Annotated in this window: 21 protein-coding genes; 14 read left to right on the top strand and 7 right to left on the bottom strand. The window is 37.6% G+C overall.

Annotated features, from left to right (window positions below; all coding sequences use genetic code 11):
- Positions 1–116: 116 nt before the first annotated feature.
- The 4 genes from udk to BMW39_RS15360 form a co-directional block, all read right to left on the bottom strand.
- A complete protein-coding gene (udk, locus tag BMW39_RS15375; protein ID WP_034974690.1) occupies positions 117–734 on the bottom strand; it encodes a uridine kinase in 618 nt (205 codons plus the stop codon).
- A 106-nt stretch (positions 735–840) separates the two neighbouring features.
- Entirely contained in the window at positions 841–1,428 is a 588-nt protein-coding gene (locus BMW39_RS15370; RefSeq protein WP_131474301.1) for a hypothetical protein, read from the bottom strand.
- A 112-nt stretch (positions 1,429–1,540) separates the two neighbouring features.
- The gene (locus BMW39_RS15365) at positions 1,541–2,098 is read right to left on the bottom strand and encodes a SanA/YdcF family protein (protein WP_034974883.1); all 558 of its coding nucleotides are present in this window, start codon (positions 2,096–2,098) and stop codon (positions 1,541–1,543) included.
- A 68-nt stretch (positions 2,099–2,166) separates the two neighbouring features.
- Entirely contained in the window at positions 2,167–3,294 is a 1,128-nt protein-coding gene (locus BMW39_RS15360) for a ferredoxin--NADP reductase (RefSeq protein WP_034974688.1), read from the bottom strand.
- Between the two features lie 86 nt (positions 3,295–3,380).
- On the opposite strand from BMW39_RS15360, the gene BMW39_RS15355 reads away from it, so the two are divergent.
- The 10 genes from BMW39_RS15355 (at position 3,381) to BMW39_RS15305 (ending at position 14,524) form a co-directional block, all read left to right on the top strand.
- A complete protein-coding gene (locus BMW39_RS15355) occupies positions 3,381–3,941 on the top strand; it encodes a TlpA family protein disulfide reductase (protein WP_034974687.1) in 561 nt (186 codons plus the stop codon).
- A 393-nt stretch (positions 3,942–4,334) separates the two neighbouring features.
- Complete coding sequence (locus BMW39_RS15345; protein ID WP_034974685.1) at positions 4,335–5,303, top strand: FecCD family ABC transporter permease; 969 nt, start codon at positions 4,335–4,337, stop codon at positions 5,301–5,303.
- Between the two features lie 182 nt (positions 5,304–5,485).
- Entirely contained in the window at positions 5,486–5,866 is a 381-nt protein-coding gene (locus BMW39_RS15340) for a GxxExxY protein (protein ID WP_034974684.1), read from the top strand.
- A 146-nt stretch (positions 5,867–6,012) separates the two neighbouring features.
- Positions 6,013–6,954 carry an ABC transporter ATP-binding protein gene (locus BMW39_RS15335; RefSeq protein WP_034974683.1) on the top strand — a complete coding sequence of 314 codons (942 nt, stop codon included), beginning with the start codon at positions 6,013–6,015 and terminating at the stop codon, positions 6,952–6,954.
- Between the two features lie 144 nt (positions 6,955–7,098).
- Positions 7,099–7,551: a MarR family winged helix-turn-helix transcriptional regulator gene (locus tag BMW39_RS15330; RefSeq protein WP_034974682.1), complete on the top strand. Its 453-nt coding sequence runs from the start codon at positions 7,099–7,101 to the stop codon at positions 7,549–7,551.
- A 120-nt stretch (positions 7,552–7,671) separates the two neighbouring features.
- A complete protein-coding gene (locus BMW39_RS15325; RefSeq protein ID WP_034974681.1) occupies positions 7,672–10,044 on the top strand; it encodes a 3-hydroxyacyl-CoA dehydrogenase/enoyl-CoA hydratase family protein in 2,373 nt (790 codons plus the stop codon).
- Positions 10,045–10,095: 51 nt separating this feature from the next.
- Positions 10,096–10,461 (top strand): four helix bundle protein, encoded by a 366-nt coding sequence (locus BMW39_RS15320; protein WP_034974680.1) that lies wholly within the window; start codon positions 10,096–10,098, stop codon positions 10,459–10,461.
- A 46-nt stretch (positions 10,462–10,507) separates the two neighbouring features.
- On the top strand, positions 10,508–11,686 hold the full coding sequence (locus BMW39_RS15315; RefSeq protein ID WP_034974679.1) for an acetyl-CoA C-acyltransferase: 1,179 nt from the start codon (positions 10,508–10,510) through the stop codon (positions 11,684–11,686).
- A 27-nt stretch (positions 11,687–11,713) separates the two neighbouring features.
- Positions 11,714–12,721, top strand: coding sequence for a PDDEXK nuclease domain-containing protein (locus BMW39_RS15310; RefSeq protein WP_034974678.1), 1,008 nt, complete (start codon positions 11,714–11,716; stop codon positions 12,719–12,721).
- 15 nt (positions 12,722–12,736) lie between these two features.
- Positions 12,737–14,524, top strand: coding sequence for an acyl-CoA dehydrogenase family protein (locus BMW39_RS15305; protein ID WP_034974677.1), 1,788 nt, complete (start codon positions 12,737–12,739; stop codon positions 14,522–14,524).
- 101 nt (positions 14,525–14,625) lie between these two features.
- On the opposite strand, the gene BMW39_RS15300 is transcribed toward BMW39_RS15305, so the two are convergent.
- The 3 genes from BMW39_RS15300 to BMW39_RS15290 all read right to left on the bottom strand — a co-directional run bounded on the left by BMW39_RS15300 (position 14,626) and on the right by BMW39_RS15290 (position 17,353).
- Positions 14,626–15,507, bottom strand: a complete 882-nt coding sequence (locus BMW39_RS15300) for a TIR domain-containing protein (protein WP_051879887.1) — start codon at positions 15,505–15,507, stop codon at positions 14,626–14,628.
- 59 nt (positions 15,508–15,566) lie between these two features.
- Positions 15,567–16,775: a DUF763 domain-containing protein gene (locus tag BMW39_RS15295; RefSeq protein WP_034974676.1), complete on the bottom strand. Its 1,209-nt coding sequence runs from the start codon at positions 16,773–16,775 to the stop codon at positions 15,567–15,569.
- A gap of 215 nt (positions 16,776–16,990) precedes the next feature.
- Complete coding sequence (locus BMW39_RS15290) at positions 16,991–17,353, bottom strand: arsenate reductase family protein (RefSeq protein ID WP_034964588.1); 363 nt, start codon at positions 17,351–17,353, stop codon at positions 16,991–16,993.
- A gap of 498 nt (positions 17,354–17,851) precedes the next feature.
- Between BMW39_RS15290 and BMW39_RS15280 the strand changes: the two genes are divergently transcribed.
- From BMW39_RS15280 to BMW39_RS15265, 4 genes are all read left to right on the top strand, one after another.
- On the top strand, positions 17,852–18,319 hold the full coding sequence (locus tag BMW39_RS15280; protein ID WP_034964587.1) for an acyl-CoA thioesterase: 468 nt from the start codon (positions 17,852–17,854) through the stop codon (positions 18,317–18,319).
- A gap of 126 nt (positions 18,320–18,445) precedes the next feature.
- Positions 18,446–20,002, top strand: coding sequence for a T9SS-dependent choice-of-anchor J family protein (locus BMW39_RS15275; RefSeq protein ID WP_034974674.1), 1,557 nt, complete (start codon positions 18,446–18,448; stop codon positions 20,000–20,002).
- 282 nt (positions 20,003–20,284) lie between these two features.
- The gene (locus BMW39_RS15270) at positions 20,285–21,703 is read left to right on the top strand and encodes an anthranilate synthase component I family protein (protein WP_034974673.1); all 1,419 of its coding nucleotides are present in this window, start codon (positions 20,285–20,287) and stop codon (positions 21,701–21,703) included.
- Positions 21,700–22,266, top strand: a complete 567-nt coding sequence (locus tag BMW39_RS15265; protein ID WP_034974672.1) for an anthranilate synthase component II — start codon at positions 21,700–21,702, stop codon at positions 22,264–22,266. The genes BMW39_RS15270 and BMW39_RS15265 overlap by 4 nt, the downstream gene beginning before the upstream one ends.
- Positions 22,267–22,269 lie beyond the last annotated feature (3 nt).

Below are 22,269 nucleotides of genomic sequence, written 5' to 3'. Positions count from 1 at the left end.
TGGTTACAAATCTGCAGCCCGGCTTGAGTGGAAATCCTTTTTTTGCGGCTGGAAAAGCTTTGGAAAAAGATTGGGAACGGAAGACGGAAATAGCTGCCCTAAAAATTACTATTCTATTAATGAACTTTTTTAAGCGAGTTATTTATCACTGTCGTCAGAAAATCAATCGCTACTGAGTTTTGTCTCATATTTGGAACGATCAGGTCAGCTTCATTTTTTGAAGGCTCGATGAATTCCTGATGCATCGGTTTCAAGGTTGTTTGGTAACGGTGAAGAACTTCCTGCAGATCTCTACCTCTTTCCTGCGTGTCTCTACGTATTCTTCGGATCAATCGTTCGTCAGAATCTGCGTGTACAAAAACTTTCAGGTTGAATTCCTTTAGTAATTCCTTATTCGTCAAAACCAAAATCCCTTCTACAATCAGAACGTTTTTGGGCTCTACTGTGATGTGATCACCTGTTCTGGAATGTGTTACGAATGAGTAGATCGGCTGTTCTATACTTTGATGATTTTTAAGCGCTTTGACGTGTTGCAACATCAATTCAAAATCGATGGATTTCGGATGGTCGTAGTTGAGCACTTCCCTTTCGGACAAAGTCAAATTTGGATTATCGTGATAATAATTATCTTGAGAAAGCACATTAACACCTTCAATATTAAGTTGTTGCAATATTTTGTTTACAACAGTAGTTTTTCCGGAACCTGTTCCACCGGCAATTCCAATCACGAGCATTTTTACAATTTTTACAAAAATAATATAATTTTTATTTACACTCGTTTTTAATGTGGAAAATTTGAAATTTAGACATAAAAAAAGCTAGTCGAAACTAGCTTTTAGGTTATCTTCTTCCACTCGACCTCTGGGAATTGTTCTCTTGCTGAACTTGAGGCTGTGCTCGGTTGCTGTTCTGTGATTCAGACCTTGTATTGGTCTGAGGTTGCACTCTAACGTTGTTCTGAGTTCTATTTCTCATTCCATTATTGGTATTGGGCTGAACTCTGGTGTTATTTTGAGGTTGATTTCTAGTCCCATTGTTAACGTTCGGCTGAACTCTTATATTGTTTTGATTTCTACCGATGTTCTCTTGACCTCTACCAGTTGTTTCAGTCCTAGTTCTGGTTCCGGTGGAAATTCTGTTCTGCAAAGAACTTCTTTTAGGCGAAATAATGATATTTCCCTGATTTCTGTTTCTTGAACTATAGATGGCTCCATTTCTATAATAATTATTGTTGTAGTCCAAATAGACGGCGTTTGGCGCATACCAATAACCATCTGGTGACTGGTAATATCCATCTCTGTAACCATCGGAATAGCCTTGAGAATATGGGTCGTTATTATTATAGGCATAAGCGTCCGAGGTCGTCATACAAGAAGTCATTGTAAATGCGATAAAGGACGGAACTAATATTTTAAATAGATTTTTCATTATTTCTTGGTTTTAAAAATTACGTTAGTCGTAACACTTAGTTAGATTACAAACTATCTGCCAAGTTAAATTTTGGTAGAATAATCAATAAAATTCCTGTAATCAATGAAAACTATTCTTCAGGCGAAATCCCGAGAACGTAATAGAAAACCGCCAAATCTCTGGCCAGAAATTCACGTGTGTGATTTCTGTAAAAACTTTCGTTTTTGGTCACGTCCTGAGCATCAAAACCTAACGCATTCATTCCATTGTTTCGGGCAAAAAACAAGGCTCGGAGATTGTGAAATCCTTGCGAAACGATGATGACATTTTTTTGCTTGTAAACATTTTTACAATTCAAAATACTCTTGTGCGTGTTGAAACCTTTTGGGTCTTTGATGATGATATTTTCCGGAACGCCTTCGTTATAGACCAAAAAATTCTTCATTGCTTCGGTCTCGTCGTAGTTTTTACTTTTCTCCCCGCTGACGATGATTTTTTTTATTTTTCCGTGATGATAGAGCGTTCCAACGGCGTCCATTCTGGCTGTGAAATAAGGATTTGCAACGCCCGAACGCATCTTCGGCGACGTTCCCAAAACTAAGGCGCAATCTCTCGGCGGAACTTTGCTGATTTTGGTATACGTTCTCCCACTCGTCAAGGCAACCACCCAGAAGTTCGCCAAAATCATCAGCAAAATCCCAACTTCCAAAAGCCTGAAAGCTATTTTGAGAATGTTTGTAATTGCCTTAATCATCGTTAAATCATATCAAAATCCAAATAAATTTCCTTGCTCATCGCAATAGCTGTACAAGGTAAGATTTTTCCCTGATGTTTTTCGTTATCTGTCAAATATTCGTCTTCCGTCATATCAACTTCTCCGTTTTTCAGGTAGCAAAGACAACTTCCACAGATTCCGGATTTGCAGGAATAAGGAAGTTTGTAACCCAAATCCAACAGTTGCTGAAGGATTTTTCGCTCGTTATTTTTTAGGATAATGCCATCTTTTTCGATGTGGTTGAATTTGATTTTAACTTCCACATTTTCAATCAAAGGAAATTCTTTTTCCATTGGATAGATGTCTTCATTGTAAGCCTCGAACAACTCAAAATGAATATTTTTTTTCGGGATTCCGTGATTGTAGCAGGCGTTTGCAACCGATTTTATCATTGCGCCTGGACCACAAATCAACACTTTGTCTGTGCTGTCCCAGATTGTAGATTCTTCGTCATCCTCGTCCAGATGCAGGATTTGGTTAATGATAAGCGAGACTTTTTTCTCATCAATTCTTCCTTGAAACAACTTGTCTTTCACAGGTGCCTGCGAAATGAAATAGAAACATTCCAATCTTCCGCCAGATTCTATTTGAAGCTTTTCCAGCTCATCTTTCAGAATAATATCTTCGTAACTTTTGTTGCCATAAAAGAGAAAAATCCGCGTTGTTTTTTCCTCAATCAAAATATTTTTGATGTGACTGAGGATTGGCGTAATGCCGATTCCCGAAGCGAAAGCGATGATTGTACGTTTCTCATTCGGTTTTGAATTAAGGAAAAATCTTCCCAAAGGTTCGCTCACAGAGATTTCGTCCCCAACATTGTAATTATCAAAAAGGAATTTGGTAGAACTATTTTCACCATTGATTTTGATGGCCAATGCCAATCTCTCTTCGGAAGGCGCAGAGGTAAAAGAATAATCGTTCTGAATTTCCTTTTCATTAAAGTGATATTTCAGCGTCACATATTGCCCAGCACGAAATTGAAATCGCGATTTCAACGCCTCTGGAATCTCTAATTCCAACGCAAAAGCTTGTTTGGTCAGTTGTTGTTTTTTAGCTACTTTTAGCCTGTGAAACTGAGGTTGGTTGGCTACTGTTAATTGATTCTCCATTGTCAAGAATCAAATTTAGAGAAAATTGACAAAAGAAAAAATCTAAATTCAACACAAGCTCGTAAATTCATTTAAATTAAAATTCAATGAAAAAGATAATATTGTATTCTCTTCTATCAATCAGCTTTTTAGCTTGTAAAAAGAATGATGAAAAAGTGGCAGAAGCTCAGGCGAAAGAAGATTCGATAAAAGTTGAACCTTCAAAATCCGAAGCCGACGTTGCAGAATTGGTGGAGTTTTCTCCTGAAAAAATGTCGGCTTACATTCAAAATAAAAATCCTGACACTTTGTATGTAACCAATTTTTTCGCCACTTGGTGTGGACCTTGTATGCACGAGATTCCTTTTTTCCACAAAAAGATGGAGGAATTGCAAGGTCAACCTGTGAAATTCACGTTTGTAAGTCTTGACAACAAAACTGATTGGGCAACCGAAGTCAGTGATTTTGCGGATGAATTTAACATCAGAAAAAATGTAACTTTATTGGACGGAAGTCTTTTGAAACCAGAGTTTTTCAAACAAAATTTCAAGACTTGGGACGGTGGTGCAATTCCATTTACATTGATTAAAAAAGGCGATAAAGTGGATGAAACCTTGGGTTCTATGACGGAAGAAGCGTTAAATCAGAAAATAAAATTATTTCAATAAGATTTTCAATTTTATGGTGCAAAAATTTAAAATAGCTTCATTATTATCATACTTCTTTATTTTTATTATGGGAAGTATGATTGCGATGCCTTTTGGATGTATCTTACTTTTGTCATTTTTAGATTTTAGTGTTCTGAAATACACAATTTTTGGTATTGTTGGAATTATAATTTTATTTTATAATTTGAATAGAAAAACAACTAATATCAAAATAATAATTGATGTTCTTGTCTTCCTTTTACTTTTATATCCGATAATGAATCGGCTATTTTTATTTTCTATGAGTTTTTTAAATCATCCAACATTTTACATTCCATTAGGATTATTCATAAGTTTCTACTTGATTTCTATATTTTTTGAATTCAAAAATTTGAGAACGATTAATATAAATTCGTGAAAAATAAGTTCGGAGTTCTTTGCTTTTTTATCATTATCGGAATCATTATTTCGTTCATCATCAATTTGAATATTGGTTATGCAAAACTTTCATTTTCAGATTTTTATAATGAATCTGCGGAACAATTTGAAATCGCAGGATTCAGAATCAATCGGTCTTTAGCAATGATTTTGGCCGGAATTGCGATTCCGACGAGCGGTTTTCTTTTGCAGGAATATTTCAAAAATCCTTTGGCTGGTCCGGATGTTTTGGGAATCACGTCGGTTTCCAGTTTGTTTGTGGCGTTTTATATTTTCTTTTCGCAAGATGTTTTGATTCCGGATTTCCTGCAGAATAGTTTTATCAGTTTGTCATCAATTCTTGGAAGTCTTGTTTTGATGGTGGTTTTGCTGTTATTTTCGAATCGTTTTCGAGACAAAAGTTTCATCATTATTTTCGGATTTCTGATTTCGGCTTTGGCTGGAGCAGTTGTTTCATTCCTTCAGTTTTATGTGGAAAGTCAAAGTCTGAAAAACTATATTCTATGGACTTTCGGAGCAAATAATCAGGCTAATTTTTCTCAGATTTCAATCTTAACCATTTTAATAATTATCGGATTATTTTTCACTTTCAAATCCATAAAACCGCTGATTGGAAATTCTCTTGGAGTTGCTTATGCGCAAAGTTTTGGCGTGAGTCAATCGAAGTTGAAAATCAGTATCATTGTCGCTTCATCCATTCTATCAGCTTCTGTGACCGCTTTTTTGGGTCCGATTTTATTTATTGGCGTTGTGGTTCCGCATTTTTGCAGAATGCTTTGGAATCCCGCTCAGCTTTGGCACCAATTGATTTTGAATGTTGTGTTGGGAGTTTTTGTGATGCAAGTTTTTTCAATCATTTCAGAACTCAGTCAATTTCCGATTAATATTATTACGACGTTTTTTGGGATTCCTGTGATTTTGTTGATGTTGATTAGAAAAGTCTGACACGAGGACACAAGGTTTTTTTATACAATAATGTGTTTTAAGACACAAGGTTTAACTTCGTTAAATTTGAAAATATTCGATTTTCTTTTGTACTAAAGCAATATGATAGTTGTGTCTTGATGTTTTATAAATTTTCATTTTTTTCAATCAAAAATTTTATTTTACATTAGATAAAAAAACAAATGACTGAAAATGAATTATCAAAAATCGTGTTTGATGCTGGACTGAAAATCCATAAGAAACTAGGTCCTGGTTTATTTGAAACTGTTTATGAAGAATGTTTATTTTATGAACTACAAAAACAAGGTTTGAAAGTTGAAAAACAAATCGTTCTACCAATTGTTTATGAGGAATTAAAAATTAGCAACGCTTTTCGGATTGATATTTTGGTTGAATCTAAATTAATCTTGGAGATAAAAGCTGTTGAGTTTATAAATCCATCTCACAAAGCACAGCTTTTAACTTATCTGAAAATGACAAACTGTAAATTGGGATTGCTAATCAACTTTAACGAAGAAACATTTAGAGCAGGCGTTTCAAGAATAATAAATGGTTATTTTTAAATTAAATATAACCCAAAAGTGCAAAAAAACATTTCATTAAAAATTAGACCATAAGGAATAATTTCCCATTTAACGAAGTTAAACCTCGTGCCTTAAAACATACTTAATAAGAAAAAAACTTTGTGCCTTTGTGTAATCAACAATATATGTTTTTAGATATCAAACACGCATCAATCGGTTATTCAGAACCATTAATCTCTGACATCAACACTTCTTTAGAATTAGGCGAAGTTTGCCTTTTGATGGGAAATAACGGCATTGGGAAAACGACTTTAATCAAATCCATTCTTGGTCAGAACGAACTTTTGAGTGGCAAAATTTCCATCAACGGAACATCAATTCAGAAATTGAATTCAAACGAAATAGCCTCTCAAATTGCCATCGTTTTTTCGAAAGCGGAAATTCCTGATAATTATACAGTTACCGATTTGATTTCATTGGGGAAATACATTCATTATCCTTATTATTTTAAATTGAATGAAAAGGATAAAACTGAAATCGATGACATTATTGACAAATTAAACTTAACCCAGTTTCGAAATAAAAAACTCACCGAACTTTCTGATGGAAATCTCCAAAAAGTCTTTATTGGAAGAGCTTTAGCACAGAATTCACCTTTCATTATTTTGGATGAACCAACAACGCATTTGGATGAAGAAAACAAATTAATGATTCTCTCCTTAATTCGAAATCTTGCGAAAAATGAAAATAAACTGATTCTCTTCTCTTCCCACGATTGGCGATTGGCAAAGGAATTTTCCGACAAAATCTGGTGGTTGAAAGACAAAAAACTCATCTACGGAATTTCCGAAGAAATCATTCTCAACAATCCAGAATTGATTACACCAAAGATTTTGGATTTCAACAAAAACTTCCATCCGCCCGAAATCGATGCGCCGAAGTTGGAAAAAGAAATGATGTTTTCTTTCCTTCAAAAAAACTTCGCTTCGGATTTGAGTAAATTTAAATTGACGTTTAAAAATAACATTTGGGAACTGAAATCGGATAATTTTTATGATAATTGTCATACATTGACAGAAATTAAACAATCTCTGCAAAACATTATCAACACTGATAATTCCAATTAAATGAACTTTAACAGGTTTTATTTACTGCGACTCGCATAGTAATTAAAACATTGATTATAAACAACTTAACAATTAAAACTTGAAAATACTATGCATGCATAGTATTTTTTTTATATTTGTAAAGAGTGCTTCAATAAGTTAATTATGGAAAACAAAAATTCAGAAAAAGTAGAAAGTGTAGATTTGATGTTAAAGTCAGCTTGGCTGGCTGTTTCGAAGATGTATTCGGACCAGGCGTCCTTGCACAACTCAACTGCTGTACAAGCACTTACACTTTTGAAAATCGACCCAAAGGAAGGAACAAGAAGTACGAATCTTGGTCCAAAAATGGCAATCGAACCAACGTCGTTGACGAGAATCATCAAACTTCTGGAAGACAATGGTTACATCTACAAAGAAAAAACCACTACGGACAAACGCGAAGTGATTATCAAACTCACGGAAAAAGGCATCAATTCTAGAAATCTCTCCAAAGAAGTGGTCATCAACTTCAACAAAAAAATCGTGGAAAGAATCGAACCAGAGAAATTTGAAATTTTCAAAGAAGTGATGAACGACATTTTGAAAATTGCCAACGAACTTAATCATAGAAAGTAATTATTAAGAAAGATAAATTCTCGCTGATTAAGCAAATCGAGCAGATTAATCTGCAAAATCCTTAAAATCTGCGAGAAGAAACTCTTCTGTAAAATATTAAATCACAAAACAATTCTAATAATGAACAGAAAAATAAAACACGTTACAGTCCTCGGCTCCGGCGTGATGGGTTCCGGAATTGCCTGTCACCTGGCTGGAAACGGGATTCAGGTATTGATGTTGGATATGCCTGCGAAAGACTCAGAAAATGCCAACAAGAAAACGAGAAACAGCGTGGCGCAAGGTCATCTTGACAGCGCTTTGAAAAGCAATCCTTCACCAATCTACGACAAATCCTTCGCTTCCAGAATTACGGTTGGAAACTTCGAAGATGATTTGGAGAAAATCAAAAACTCGGATTGGGTGATTGAGGTGATTGTCGAGAGATTGGACATCAAACAATCGATGTTCGAGAAAGTGGACAAACTTCGCAAACCAGGAACTTTGATTACTTCTAATACTTCAGGAATTCCGATTCATCTGATGTCTGAAGGAAGGTCGGAAGATTTCCAAAATCATTTTTGTGGAACGCATTTCTTCAATCCACCAAGATATTTGAAATTGTTTGAAGTGATTCCAGGTCCGAAAACGGATAAAGCTGTTGTGGACTTCTTTATGTCCTACGGCGAGAAATTCCTTGGAAAAACGACGGTTCTTTGTAAAGATACACCCGGTTTTATCGGGAACAGAATCGGTGTTTATTCGATGGCGAAAATTATGGAATTGACCGAGGAAATCGGTTTGACCATTGAAGAAGCTGATTCTTTGACAGGCGATTTGTTGAATCGGCCAAAAACAGGAACTTTCAAATTGGGAGATTTGGTAGGATTGGATACGGCTTTCAACGTGACGAAAGGTCTTCAAGCCAATTTGAAAGATGACGAAATGGTTCAGGCTTTGAAAGATTCCAAGACTTTAAATCATTTAATTGAAAATAAATTCCTAGGCGATAAAGCGAAAAAAGGATTCTATTATAAAGAAAAAGACGCTGGTGGAAATGTCAATCGTTTCGTTCTCAATTATGAAACGCTTGGTTACGAACCGACGAAACAGCCAAAACTTCCAATCGTTAAAACGGCGAAAGAAGCCGGAAGTTTGAAGAATCGTTTGCCAATTTTGTTGCAAGACCAAACCAAAGCTGGTGAATTGATTAGAAAACATTACGCTTCACTTTTCGCTTACGTTTCTCAGCGCGTTCCGGAAATCACCGATGTGTTCTACTCCATCGATGATGCGATGAAAACCGGTTATGCTTGGAAATATGGTCCTTTCGAAAACTGGGATTTCTTGGGAATTCAAAAAGGAATTGATTTGGTGGAAAGCGAAGGCTACAAAGTTGCTGATTGGGTTAAAGAAATGCTGGCTTCCGGAAACGAATCTTTCTACAAATTGGAAAATGGAAAGCAGTTATTCTACAATCAAAATACAAAAACTTATGAACCGATTCCAGGTTTGGACGCTTTCATTATTCTTGATAATATCAGAAAAGAGAAGACCATTTGGTCAAATTCCGAATCTGCGTTAATCGACCTTGGTGACGGCATTTTGAACTTCGAATTCCGCTCAAAAATGAATTCTCTTGGCGGAGGCGTTTTGGAAGGTCTTAATAAATCGATTGACATTGCTGAAAAAGATTACAGAGGTTTGGTTGTTGGAAATCAATCTGATAATTTCTCAGTTGGCGCAAACCTCGCGATGGTAATGATGATGGCCGTTGAGCAAGATTGGTACGAACTGAATATGGCCATTAACCTATTCCAGCAAACATCGATGAAATTGAGATATTCCTCAATTCCAGTTATTGCGGCACCGTTTGGAATGACGCTTGGTGGCGGTTGTGAATTCTCGATGCATTCCGATAAAATCGTTGCTGCTGCAGAAACTTACATCGGTTTGGTGGAAGTTGGCGTTGGTTTGATTCCAGGCGGTGGCGGAACGAAAGAGTTCGCTCTTAGAGCTTTGAAAGGTGCTCTTCCAGACGATGTTAAAACCAATCATTTGCGAAATTACTTTATGAATATTGCAACCGCAAAAGTGGCAACTTCTGCTCACGAAGCTAAGCAAATGGGAATTTTGACAGACAAAGATATCATCGTTGTAAACAAAGACCGACAAATTGCGGAAGCAAAACGTCAGGCGATTGTTTTGGACGAATTAGGATATACACCACCAGTTCCAGAAAAAATAAAAGTGCTCGGAAAAGAATCAATGGGAATGTTCTACGTTGGAACAGACCAAATGGTTGCCGGCGGTTATGCCTCAGAGCACGACAGATTGATTGCCAACAAAATCGGCTACGTAATGACCGGCGGAAATCTCTCCGAACCAACAGAAGTTTCCGAACAATATCTTTTGGATTTGGAAAGAGAAGCGTTCCTATCACTTTGTGGCGAGAGAAAAACGCTTGAGAGAATTCAAACGATGTTGACGACTGGAAAACCGCTAAGAAACTAGACAGGAGATTAGAAGACTGGAGACAAGAGACAATTAAAAACGATTTACACAATGCACAATATTAGAAAATTAAAAATCTGGAATGATTCTATTGATTTAGTAATTGAAGTCTATAAAGCTTTAGCTACTATGCCAGTTGAAGAAAAATATGGTTTGTCTTCTCAAATCAAAAGATGTGCAGTTTCTATTCCTTCGAATATTGCAGAAGGTGCTGGACGAGAAAGAGAAAAAGAATTTTATCATTTTTTAAATATTGCCTATGGCTCTTCCTACGAACTTCAAACCCAGCTAATCATCTGTGAAAGATTAAATTTTATCTCATTGGAAATCAATGAAACATTATTAAATAAGTTGGAGGAAATTCAGAAAATGCTTTTTGTCTTCAAAGAAAATCTCAAGAAAAACATTAATATTTAAATCTGACAAAGAGTCTCAAATCTCTTGTCTAAATATCTCTAAATCTATGAATGAAGCATATATAGTAACAGGATACAGAACAGCAGTTGGTAAAGCGCCGAAAGGTTCTTTGCGTTTTACCCGCCCGGATGATATGGCGGCAACTGTGATACAACATCTGATGAAAGATGTTCCAAATCTTGACCCGGCTCGCATCGACGATTTGATTGTCGGTTGTGCAATGCCGGAAGCAGAACAAGGCCTTAACGTCGCGAGACTGATTTCATTAATGGGACTAGACACTGACAAAGTTCCAGGTCTGACAGTCAACAGATATTGCGCCTCAGGCTCAGAATCGATTGCGATTGCGGCGGCAAAAATCAAAGCAGGAATGGCAGAGTGCATCATCGCTGGTGGCGCAGAAAGTATGTCGTACATCCCGATGGGTGGTTACAAACCGATTCCAGACACGGATTTGGCCAAGAAACATCCCGATTATTATTGGGGAATGGGATTGACTGCGGAAGCTGTTGCCAACGAGTTCAAAGTGAGTCGTGAGGAACAAGACCAATTCGCTTACAACTCGCATCAGAAAGCGATGAAAGCCATCAAAGAAGGAAAATTTGAAAACCAGATTGTTCCAATTGATGTTGCATATAATTTCCTTGACGAAAAGGAAAAAATCCAAACCAAAGAATACGCCTTCAAACAAGATGAAGGTCCAAGAGCTGATACATCGGTGGAAGCTTTGGCGAAACTTCGTCCAGTTTTCGCAGCGAATGGTTCTGTGACGGCTGGGAATTCTTCTCAAACTTCTGACGGCGCCGCTTTTACAATGGTAATGTCAGAAAGAATGGTCAAAGAATTAAATCTAACGCCAGTTGCGAGACTTCTCTCCTATTCGACTGTCGGCGTTCCGCCAAGAATTATGGGAATCGGACCAATGTTCGCCATTCCAAAAGCTTTGGAACAAGCTGGACTAAAACAATCCGACATCGATTTGTTTGAATTGAATGAAGCTTTTGCTTCTCAATCTGTTGCAATTTTAAGAGAATTGAACATCAATCCAGATATCGTAAATGTAAACGGTGGCGCAATCGCACTTGGACACCCGCTTGGCTGTACAGGAACTAAATTAACCGTCCAGCTTCTTGACGAAATGAAACGCAGAAACAGCAAATATGGTGTTGTGACAATGTGCGTGGGAACTGGTCAGGGTGCGGCGAGTGTGTTTGAGTTGCTTTAAAATCTAAAAATTCATAATCTCTTTCAAATGTTAGCTAATTCTTCATTAATATCCGAAATCAAAAACATTATTTCTCAATCTAGAGATAATGCGATTCGTTCGGTGGATTATCAGCGAACATTGATGTATTGGCATATTGGGCAAAGAATTTTTGAAGAAGAGCAAAATGGAAAAGAACGTGCAGAATACGGAACTTATCTTATAAAGTATCTTTCTGAGCAACTTCAACCAGAATTTGGAAGTGGGTTTTCTCGTCGGCAATTGGAAAAATACAGACAATTCTATAGAGTCTTCCCAATTGCGTCTGCACTGCGGACGCAATTGAACTGGACTCAATATAAGCTACTTACGTCTATCGATGATGAGCATAAAAGAGAATATTACATCGCCGAATCCGTCAAAAACAATTGGTCTGCAAGGCAATTAGAAAGACAAATCAACAGTAGTTTGTATGAACGGTTGTTGTTGAGCAACGATAAAGAAAGTGTTTTGGCAATCGCGAAAGGCGAAATGATTCCCAACGAGCCTTCCCAAATCATCAAGGACCCAATGGTTTTGGAATTTTTAGGTTTGAAAAAAGAATCCGCTTATTACGAAAAAGACTTTGAACAGGCGATTATCACCAACTTACAGGATTTTTTGTTAGAACTTGGAAACGGATTTTCATTTGTCGCGAGACAGAAAAGAATCCATCTGGAAGGTGATGACTTTTTCATTGACTTGGTCTTTTACAACCGATTGATGCAATGTTTCGTCATATTCGAAATCAAGACCCACAAGTTGACGCACGAGGATTTGGGACAGTTGCAAATGTATGTCAATTACTATGACAGAAAGGAAAAGCTGGCTCACGAAAACAAAACCATCGGGATTTTACTTTGTGCAGAAAAGAATAATGCATTGGTGAAATTTACTTTGCCAGAAAATAACGAAAGCATTTTGGCCAGTAAATATCAATTGTATCTCCCAACAGAAAGTCAAATTTTAGAAGCTCTCAAAATAGACCTTGATGAATTTAATAATCAAAAAAATTAAAAAAACAACAATAAAATGAGTACTGAAACCAAAACATTAAACGGTGGCGAATTCCTGGTAAAGGACATCACTGCTCAGGAAATCTTCAGCATCGAGGAACTTTCCGAAGAACAAAAAATGCTACGCGATTCTGCGAAAGAATTCATAGATAAAGAAGTGGTTCCGAACAAAGAACGCTTCGAGAAAAAAGATTACGCCTACACGGAAGAAGTGATGCGTAAAATCGGAGAATTGGGATTCCTGGGAATCGCTGTTCCGGAAGCTTACGGCGGACTTGGAATGGGATTCGTTACCACAATGCTGGCTTGCGATTACATCTCTGGAACAACTGGCTCATTAGCAACAGCTTATGGTGCGCACACGGGAATTGGAACTTTGCCAATCCTACTTTACGGAAGCGAATATTTGAAAAACAAATATCTTCCGGACTTGGCGGCGGGAACTAAATTCGGTGCTTATTGTTTGACCGAGCCAGATGCAGGTTCCGACGCAAACAGTGGAAAAACTAGAGCCAAACTTTCCGAAGACGGAAAACATTACATCATCAACGGGCAAAAAATGTGGATTTCGAATGCAGGTTTTGCAGACACTTTCACATTGTTCGCCAAGATTGACGATGACAAAAACATCACCGGATTCGTCATCAACCGTTCAGAATTGGAAAATCCTGAGAGCCTGACTTTCGGAGAGGAAGAACACAAATTGGGAATACGTGCGTCTTCTACGCGTCAAGTTTTCTTCAATGATATGAAAATTCCGGTTGAGAATCTTTTGGGCGAAAGAAACAACGGTTTCAAAATCGCTCTTAATGCCTTGAACGTTGGTCGAATCAAATTAGCGGCGGCGTGTCTGGATGCGCAAAGAAGAATCCTGAACCATTCATTAACTTATTCTACGGAGAGAAAGCAGTTTGGCGTTTCTATCAACACTTTCGGGGCAATTCGCAAGAAGTTGGCGGAGATGGCGACTGGCGCTTTTGTGAGTGAGGCTGGTTCTTACCGTGGTGCAAAAGATGTCGAAAACAAAATCGAGGAATTGGTTGCCGGCGGAATGAACCACGAGGAAGCGGAATTGAAAGGCGTGGAGGAATTCGCTGTAGAATGTTCTATTTTGAAAGTTTTCGTTTCGGATTTAGCACAGCATTCGGCGGATGAAGGGATTCAAATCTTCGGTGGAATGGGCTTCTCGGAAGATACACCAATGGAATCTGCCTGGAGAGATTCGAGGATTTCCAGAATCTACGAAGGAACAAACGAAATCAACAGACTTCTTGCCGTTGGAATGCTCATCAAACGAACAATGCAAGGGAAAATCGACCTTTTGACGCCTGCAAAAAATGTGGGGAAAGAATTGATGGGAATTCCGTCTTTCGACATTCCGGATTATTCAGAATATATGTCTGAGGAAAAAGAGGTCATCAAAAACCTGAAGAAAGTATTCCTGATGGTTTCCGGTTCTGCCCTTCAAAAATATATGATGGACATCGAGAAACAACAGCATCTTCTACTTAACGCTTCCGAAATCCTGAACCAAATCTATATGGCAGAATCTGCCATCCTGAGAGCGGAGAAACATTTCGACACCGATTCTGTGGAAGCATCAATGGCAAGACTGAATCTTTACAAAGCCGTTGACATCATCGCAACAAACGCCAAAGAAGGCATCGTGTCTTTCTCCGAAGGCGACGAGCAAAGAATGATGTTAGCCGGATTAAGACGTTTCACAAAATACGTAAACACGCCAAATCCAATTGCATTGACTGAGAAAATTGCATCTCATTTTATTGGGAAAGGTTCTTACTAGATTATCATTTTAATTATACCAAAAACCGCCTCAGATAATTTCTGAGGCGGTTTTTATTTTAAAGGTAATTCTTGATATTTCAATATATGCAATCACTTAAATTATAATTTCTCAAAAATAATTCCAGGTTTTTTCCCTTCTAATTTAGAACTATCATCAAATGCTTCTCCAATAAGTTTTCCATTATGGTATTTTAAATCGAATGAATCTAATCCGTAATCAGAAGATTCTCCACGTTCAATATAAGTATAATTTACTCCTTGAAGTATTATTCTATCTTGATTAATTTTACCTTCAAAAATCTGTTGAACTACTGTAATGCTTTCATCTTCAGTAAAATTAATCGTTGCTACTCCGCTTATTATATTTTCACTTTGATTTAAATTCATTGTGATTGAGTGTATAGCATCATTAAATTCCCAAGAGCCTTTCCAATTACCAGTAATATCGAATTCAGTTAAAGTCGTTATTTTTTTATTTTCTATTTGTTTAATTTCCGGAAATTTTTCCTTTGGAATTGATGTAATTCCTGAAAGATAATTTTCTATTTCAGGATTTTCTATGACTTTGTTAATTAGATTAGTTAAGCCTTTTTTTAAATTTATTCCCCAAAATGGGTCATTTACGTCGTAATATAAATATCGTAAATCTTTTAAATCAAATGGAACATCATCACTATTGCGAGTTAATATTATTACTGGTTTTCCAATCGCGTGAGCAAGCCCTATTTCATACAGCACATTTGGGTTTTTTCCGGTTAATTCTGCTATTACAAACCTGCAGCTTTTGATACTTTCCCAAATATCATCCATTATTCTTTGTTTACTATAAATTTCATCACCCCGAACACACTGTATGTTTAATTCCTCTAAAGTAGGTTTAATTATACTTTCATATTCAATCTGATATAGGTTGCTGAATGGCATCACTACAAAACAAGAATTTTCGATAGTTTTGATTTCAATGGTTATTTCTTTTGACATAATTTAGAATAGAATATTAACAAATTATTTTTATCAACTTGCTAACTTACAAATTTAAATCAAAACAAACTCAACTGAATCCCACCACTCTTCCCCGGCTTCGCATCACCAAAAACCGTTTTCCCACCAAACCGCCACGAGTTTTGTCGCTCCTCTTCTATCACTTCTTCAAGATTAAAATCCGGCGTGAAGTTCGCTTCCGTCCTCAAAGCAATTTCGTGAAGTTTCTTGATGGCTTTGCTCTTATCGGTGTTTCCCAACTTAGATTTCTCGATGCCGGTTCTTAGGATAGAAATGGTTTCGTCATAGGTTTTGGTAGGCACAGGAAACGGATGTCCGTCTTTCCCGCCGTGCGCAAAAGAAAACCGCGCTGGGTCCGTAAATCTCGATGGTGCACCGTGAATCACCTCACTCACAAGCGCCAGAGACTGCATCGTTCTGGGACCAACGCCTTTCAGCATCAGCAGTTCCTCAAAATTCTCAGGCTGATTTTCCCTCGCCAGCCAAAGAATATTTCCGAGTTTTTTCATATCCACATCACTGGCTAAAACCTCGTGATGCGCGGGCAAAATTAACCTTTGAAAATCCTGCATCCACTTTTCGGAATCGGTTTTTGTGATGTCCACAATCCCATTTCTGCTTTGTTCCGCTTGGGCAGAAGTCAGATTGAGAATATTGCCACGATTCACGCCAGAAATCCCCGTATGAGGCTCATTCACAAAAGAACTGACATTCTCGGAAAGCCAATGGTAACGCCTCGCAGTGCCGTCGGAATCGTGCATTCCTTGCTGAACAACCGCCCAATTCCCTTGGTCCGACAAAATAAAATTATGAAGATAAAGCTGATAACCATCCTGTATAGCCGTGTTGTCAACTTTCGCAGAAAGTTTACTGCATCGCACGAGCTCCGTGCCGTCAAGTCCGGTGGAATCTGCAATTTTCAGAAGTTCGTTCGGTGTGTCTTTAGAAAATTTTCCTTTTCCACCAGCGATATAGATTCCAAGCGATTTGGAATTGGGATTAATGGAACGTTTCAAAGCGCCCATCACAGAGGTCGTGATGCCGGACGAATGCCAGTCCATTCCCATCACCGCCCCAAAACTCTGAAACCAAAACGGGTCTGCCAATCGTCGCAGAACTTCATCTTTGCCATAATCCGCGAGAATTACTTCCACGATGGCAAGCCCAAGCTTGGACATCCGTTCATAAAGCCAAGGCGGAACCTGACCGTAATGTAAAGGCAAATCTGCAGTTCCGGAACGTTTCATTGTGTGAAATTACGACTAAATTTTATTTCTAACATCCAAAATTCTAAAACCAGATTTTGAATTAAAGGTAAAAAATGGCTCGCAGATTTTACAGATTCAGCAGATTCTTTTCAATATTATAAATCTGCTAAATCTGCATAATCAGCGAGAACCAAAAAACAAAAAAATCCGAAACGATGACGCTCCGGATTGATTTACTGTACAAATTTTATTGCTTAATTTTCTTTCTTAGAAAGGAAATAATCTTTTAATTTACCAAGATTTATTTTGTCGCTACCCACGAAGATTTCGTCTTCGGTAAGGAAAACCGGACGTTTCAAAAACGTGTAGTGGTCCAGTAGCAATTCTTTGTAATCTTTCTCCTGTAGGGTCTTTGGGTCAAGCTCCTGCAGTTTTATCTGATTCGATTTCTTATTGAAAAGGGCTTCATAAGAACCAGCCAATTTGTACATATCTTCAATTTCTTCCTCAGTAATAGGGTTGATTTTGATTTCGCGAAGCTCCCAATCTCTAGTGTCATATTGTCCTAATATTTTTCTACAGGTATCGCAAGTTTTAAGATAAAATACTTTTTTCATTTTGCAAAAATACGTTTTATTTTCCACATCTTGGCTATGTCGTTTAGATATCTTATATTACGCCCCGACGCAAGGTCTCATCCTCTGCCATTTACATCCAGAACTTTAACGTTCGTTAAGGATTTAAGTTTCATATTTTGGGCAACTTATCCGCCTTCCGTTCCCAATCTTTTTGCCATCGCTATTCCAGCCACAAAAAATAAGCTCCACTCAAACCTAACGAAGTGGTTCATCGATTCAAATAAAAAAAATAGAAAAGATGAGATAAGTCGGGTTGCAGATTCGTCTTCCAAACGAGTTTTGTTATCAATATCGAAGTTTCCATTTCTAATCAAAATTATTCTCCCTGACCCTAAAGGGAATGATTCTTCTATAAGTTCTAATTTATTTTTGCTCCCTTTAGGGCTGGGGCAAACAAAAATCAATTAGAATATGTAGTAATCTGAATTCCAAAATCCCTTCAAAAAACCTTACATTTGAATTTAATTATCAAAAAAAATGGACAATAAACCAATTACTTTCCAGTTTATCTCAGAACCTACAGACGTCAATTTCGGAGGCAATGTCCACGGCGGAAGCGTGATGAAATGGATAGACCAAGTCGGTTACGCGTGTGCAAGCAATTGGTCGTCAAGTTATTGTGTTACCGTTTACGTTGGCGGAATCCGATTTTATCAACCTATCAAAATCGGGGAAATTGTCAAATTGGAATCTCACGTGATTTACACGGGAACTTCCAGTATGCACATCGCCATCGATGTTTATTCCAGAAATATCAAAGAAAAAACCTTCGAAAAGAAAACGCACTGTATCATCGTATTCGTAGCTGTTGACGAAAAAGGAAAATCTGTCCAGGTTCCAAAATGGACGCCAACCACCGAGCAGGAAATCCAAATGCAGGAATACGCCATCAAACTAATGAATCTCCGCCGTGACATCGAGGACGAGATGAAACCATTTCTTTAGATTAAATTATTTATAATTAAAAAATAGCAATCCATAATCATTATAAATTGAATCAGATTTAACAATCTCAATGATTCAATACGGATATCAATATTTAATTTTGCTGGAAATTAAAAATATATTCAATTGAATAAAAAAATTATCAGTTTATTGACCTTGTCATTGGTGGTCAATATAAATGCGCAGGTTTTCAATGCAGGATTCGAAAACAACAACGGGACACCTTTGTCCCAATTCACAACCATCAATGCGGACGGGAATTCAGTGCCTTTCTACGCACAGATTCAGGAGTTCAACACAGAGGCTTGGATTCAGTATTATGATGGTTATGACAACAAGATTGCTTTTAGCACGTCTTTGTATGACCCATCTGCCCAATCCAACGATTTCCTGATTACGCCGGCAATCACAATTCCACAAGAAGGAACTCCGACTCTTTATTGGAAAGGAAAATCTTACGACTTTGAGTTCACGGATTCTTACGCTGTGAAAGTTTCTGAGACGAATAACAATCAGGAATCGTTTACCACAACGCTGACTCAAATCGATAGCGAACAACCTTTCATCTACGCTGGTCATTCTTTGGATTTGTCGGCCTACAAAGGGAAAACCATCTATTTGGCTTTCATCAATAATACCAACGACGGAACTTATCTGGCTTTGGACGATTTGTACATCAGCCAATCTGCCAACTGCGTAATGCCTTCCGTAGACGGATTTTCGACTTCGAATTTAAAACCAAATTCCGTGACCATCAATTGGTCTGCAACTTCCGGTATTTCCAGTTATGATACAGGATTTACGACTTTTGACACTTCCGTTTCGTCCAAAGGGACCACGCCTTCTACAAGCAAGATTTTTGCTAATTTACAATCTGGGAAAAGATATCAGTTCTTCCTGAAAAATGCAGATTGCGGTTCTGGCTGGGCCGGACCAAAATCGGTTTTCACACCTTCTGAACTTCCCTACTCTTACGACTTCGAAAAAACGGCAGAAAACTACGGTGAATACGACTCTGACGGTTGGGCTTCCAACTCTTGGATAAATGGCGAAAATGAAACTGTTGCACAAAATGGAAGTGGTTATGTTTATAACAACACCAGCACCAGCACGACTGCAGTTAAGAACGACTGGATTTTCTCCTACCCAATGTATTTGAAAAAAGACGAAACAGTCACTGTAAAATATTATTCCGGAATCGGAAGCGATGAAGCCAATCCAGCTACTCTAAAACTTGCCGTAGCAACCAGCCAAGATAGAAATTCAATCATCGAAACATTGAGCACGGACGTGATTTCAACAACTGCTTACAAAGAATTTACGAAAACTTACACGGCGACTGCAGACAACGTTTATTATTTCGGATTTGGAAACACAACAGCGCCGGTGACTATCACAACGTCTTTGAGAGTTGACAATGTTTCATTCACGAAAAATGCATTGGCTGTGAATGATGTCAATAAAACCGCAATAAAAATCTATCCAAATCCAGTGGTTGACCAATTGACTATCAAAACAGATGACATCATCAAATCGGTTCAAGTCTATTCTCTGGATGGAAAATTGCTAAAAACCATTGAAGGAAATCACGATAAAGTTGATTTTAGAAATTATCAAAAAGGAACTTATTTGTTGAAAATAGAAACCAACAAATCGGTTACTTCTCAAAAAGTGATAAAATAGTTATAAAAATTAGTTTAGAATTTTTTCAATAAAATAGTTGTGGAATTAAAAATCATTTCTAAATTTGCTGTAATGAAATCAATGAACAAAAATAACTGGTGGTGGCTTTCTAACTCTTTGTCGGGTCTGAAAGGCTTATCGGTGTTCTAAATTCTGAACTAACTATAACTCACTCATAATAAGACTTCGACATTTTTGTTGAAGTCTTTTTTTATGTCATCCTGAGCTAGCTTGTGCTGAGCCTGTCGAAGTGAAGGATTTTAACCAAATAAAATTAATCTGATGAAATTCAGTAAAACCATAAAAGTAAAAACCACCGTAAAATCCCAACTGGCAGACCTTTTCACGCCCATCGGAATTTACCTGCGACTTCGTGACAACTTCCGCGATACAATCCTCTTGGAAAATGCCGGAAACCAAAACTCGGAAAATTCTTTTTCTTTCATTTGTGTCAATGCTATTGCAGGAATTGAAATCCGTGATTATCACGAAGCTGAATTCAAATTTCCATTGGAAAATCCGGAAAAAATTCAGTTGGAAAATGAGAAATTATCTGATTTGCTTCAGGAATTTTCCAATACTTTCGAATGTGAAAAACCAAACCACGAAATTGGAAAAAGTGCGCAGGGATTTTTTGGATACACAAGTTATGATGCGATTCCGTTTTTTGAAAATATTAAATTCAAAGAGCTTTCTGAGGAAAACAAAATTCCGTTGATGCGTTACAGATTGTATCAGTACGTCATCGCCATCAACCATCACAACGACGAAATGTTTTTAATTGAGAATAAAATTGATGGACTTAAATCAGAACTTTCAACCATCGAAAATTTCATCAATCAAAAAAACGCGCCTGTTTTTCCTTTTGAAATCACGGCAGAAGAAACTTCGAATTTGAAAGATGAAGAGTTTTTGGAATCGGTAGAATTTGCGAAGAAACATTGTTTCCGTGGCGACGTTTTTCAGTTGGTTCTCAGCAGACGATTTGAGCAAAAGTTCCAAGGCGACGAGTTCAATGTTTATCGTGCTTTGCGAAATATCAATCCTTCTCCTTATTTATTTTTCTTCGATTACGGCGATTATAAATTGATTGGTTCAAGTCCGGAAAGTCAGCTAATTATCAAAAATGGAAAAGCCATCATTCATCCGATTGCCGGAACTTTCAAACGAACCGGCAACATCGAGAACGATTTGGAATCCGCAGAAGAACTCAAAAAAGACCCGAAAGAAAACGCCGAACACACGATGTTGGTTGACTTGGCAAGAAACGACTTGAGCATTCACGGGAAAAATACAACGGTTTCTAAACTGAAGGAAATTCATTTCTTTTCCCACGTCATCCATATGGTTTCTGAAGTAGTTGCTGATGTGAAAGAGAATCAAAATCCTTACGAAATGATTGCGACCACTTTCCCACAAGGCACTTTGAGTGGCGCACCAAAATACCGCGCAATGCAACTCATCGATGAACACGAGAAAACTTCCCGAAGTTATTACGCAGGTTGTATCGGTTTTGTAGGTTTTGACGGAAGCTGTAATCAGGCGATTATGATTCGTACTTTCCTGAGCAAAAACAATACATTATTTTATCAGGCCGGCGCTGGAATCACAGCCAAATCCGTTGCCGAAAATGAATTGCAGGAAGTGAACAACAAATTAGGAGCTTTGAAAAAAGCAGTTTTAAAAGCAGAGAAATTATGAAAATATTAGTGTTCGACAATTACGACAGTTTCACGTACAATCTCGTTCAAATCATCGAACAAATTGTTGGCTCGGAAGTAGACGTTTTCCGCAACGATAAAATCGCCTTGGAAGACATCGACAAATACGAAAAAATCATCCTTTCTCCAGGTCCTGGAATTCCGGAAGAGGCAGGAATCTTGTTGGAATTAATCAAAAAATATGCACCCACAAAATCCATCTTCGGCGTTTGCCTTGGACAGCAAGCGATTGCAGAAGCTTTTGGTGGAAGTTTGATTAACCTTTCTGAAATCTATCACGGCGTTGCGACAGAATCTATTCAGACCAATGCACACAGTATTTTCAACAGTTTACCGGAAACTTTGGAAGTTGGCAGATATCATTCCTGGGCGGTGAATCCTGATGATTTTCCTGCTGAACTGGAAATCACAAGCGTCGACAAAAACGGAATGATTATGAGTTTGAAACACAAAACCTACGATGTTCACGCCGTACAATATCACCCGGAAAGCATCTTGACGCCTGATGGACGAAAAATTTTAGAGAACTTTTTGAATAACTAATTG

The organism is Epilithonimonas lactis, from assembly GCF_900110605.1.
GTDB lineage: Bacteria > Bacteroidota > Bacteroidia > Flavobacteriales > Weeksellaceae > Epilithonimonas > Epilithonimonas lactis.
The sequence above is the reverse complement of the archived record's forward strand: the minus strand, read 5'-3'. Positions and strand labels throughout refer to the sequence as shown.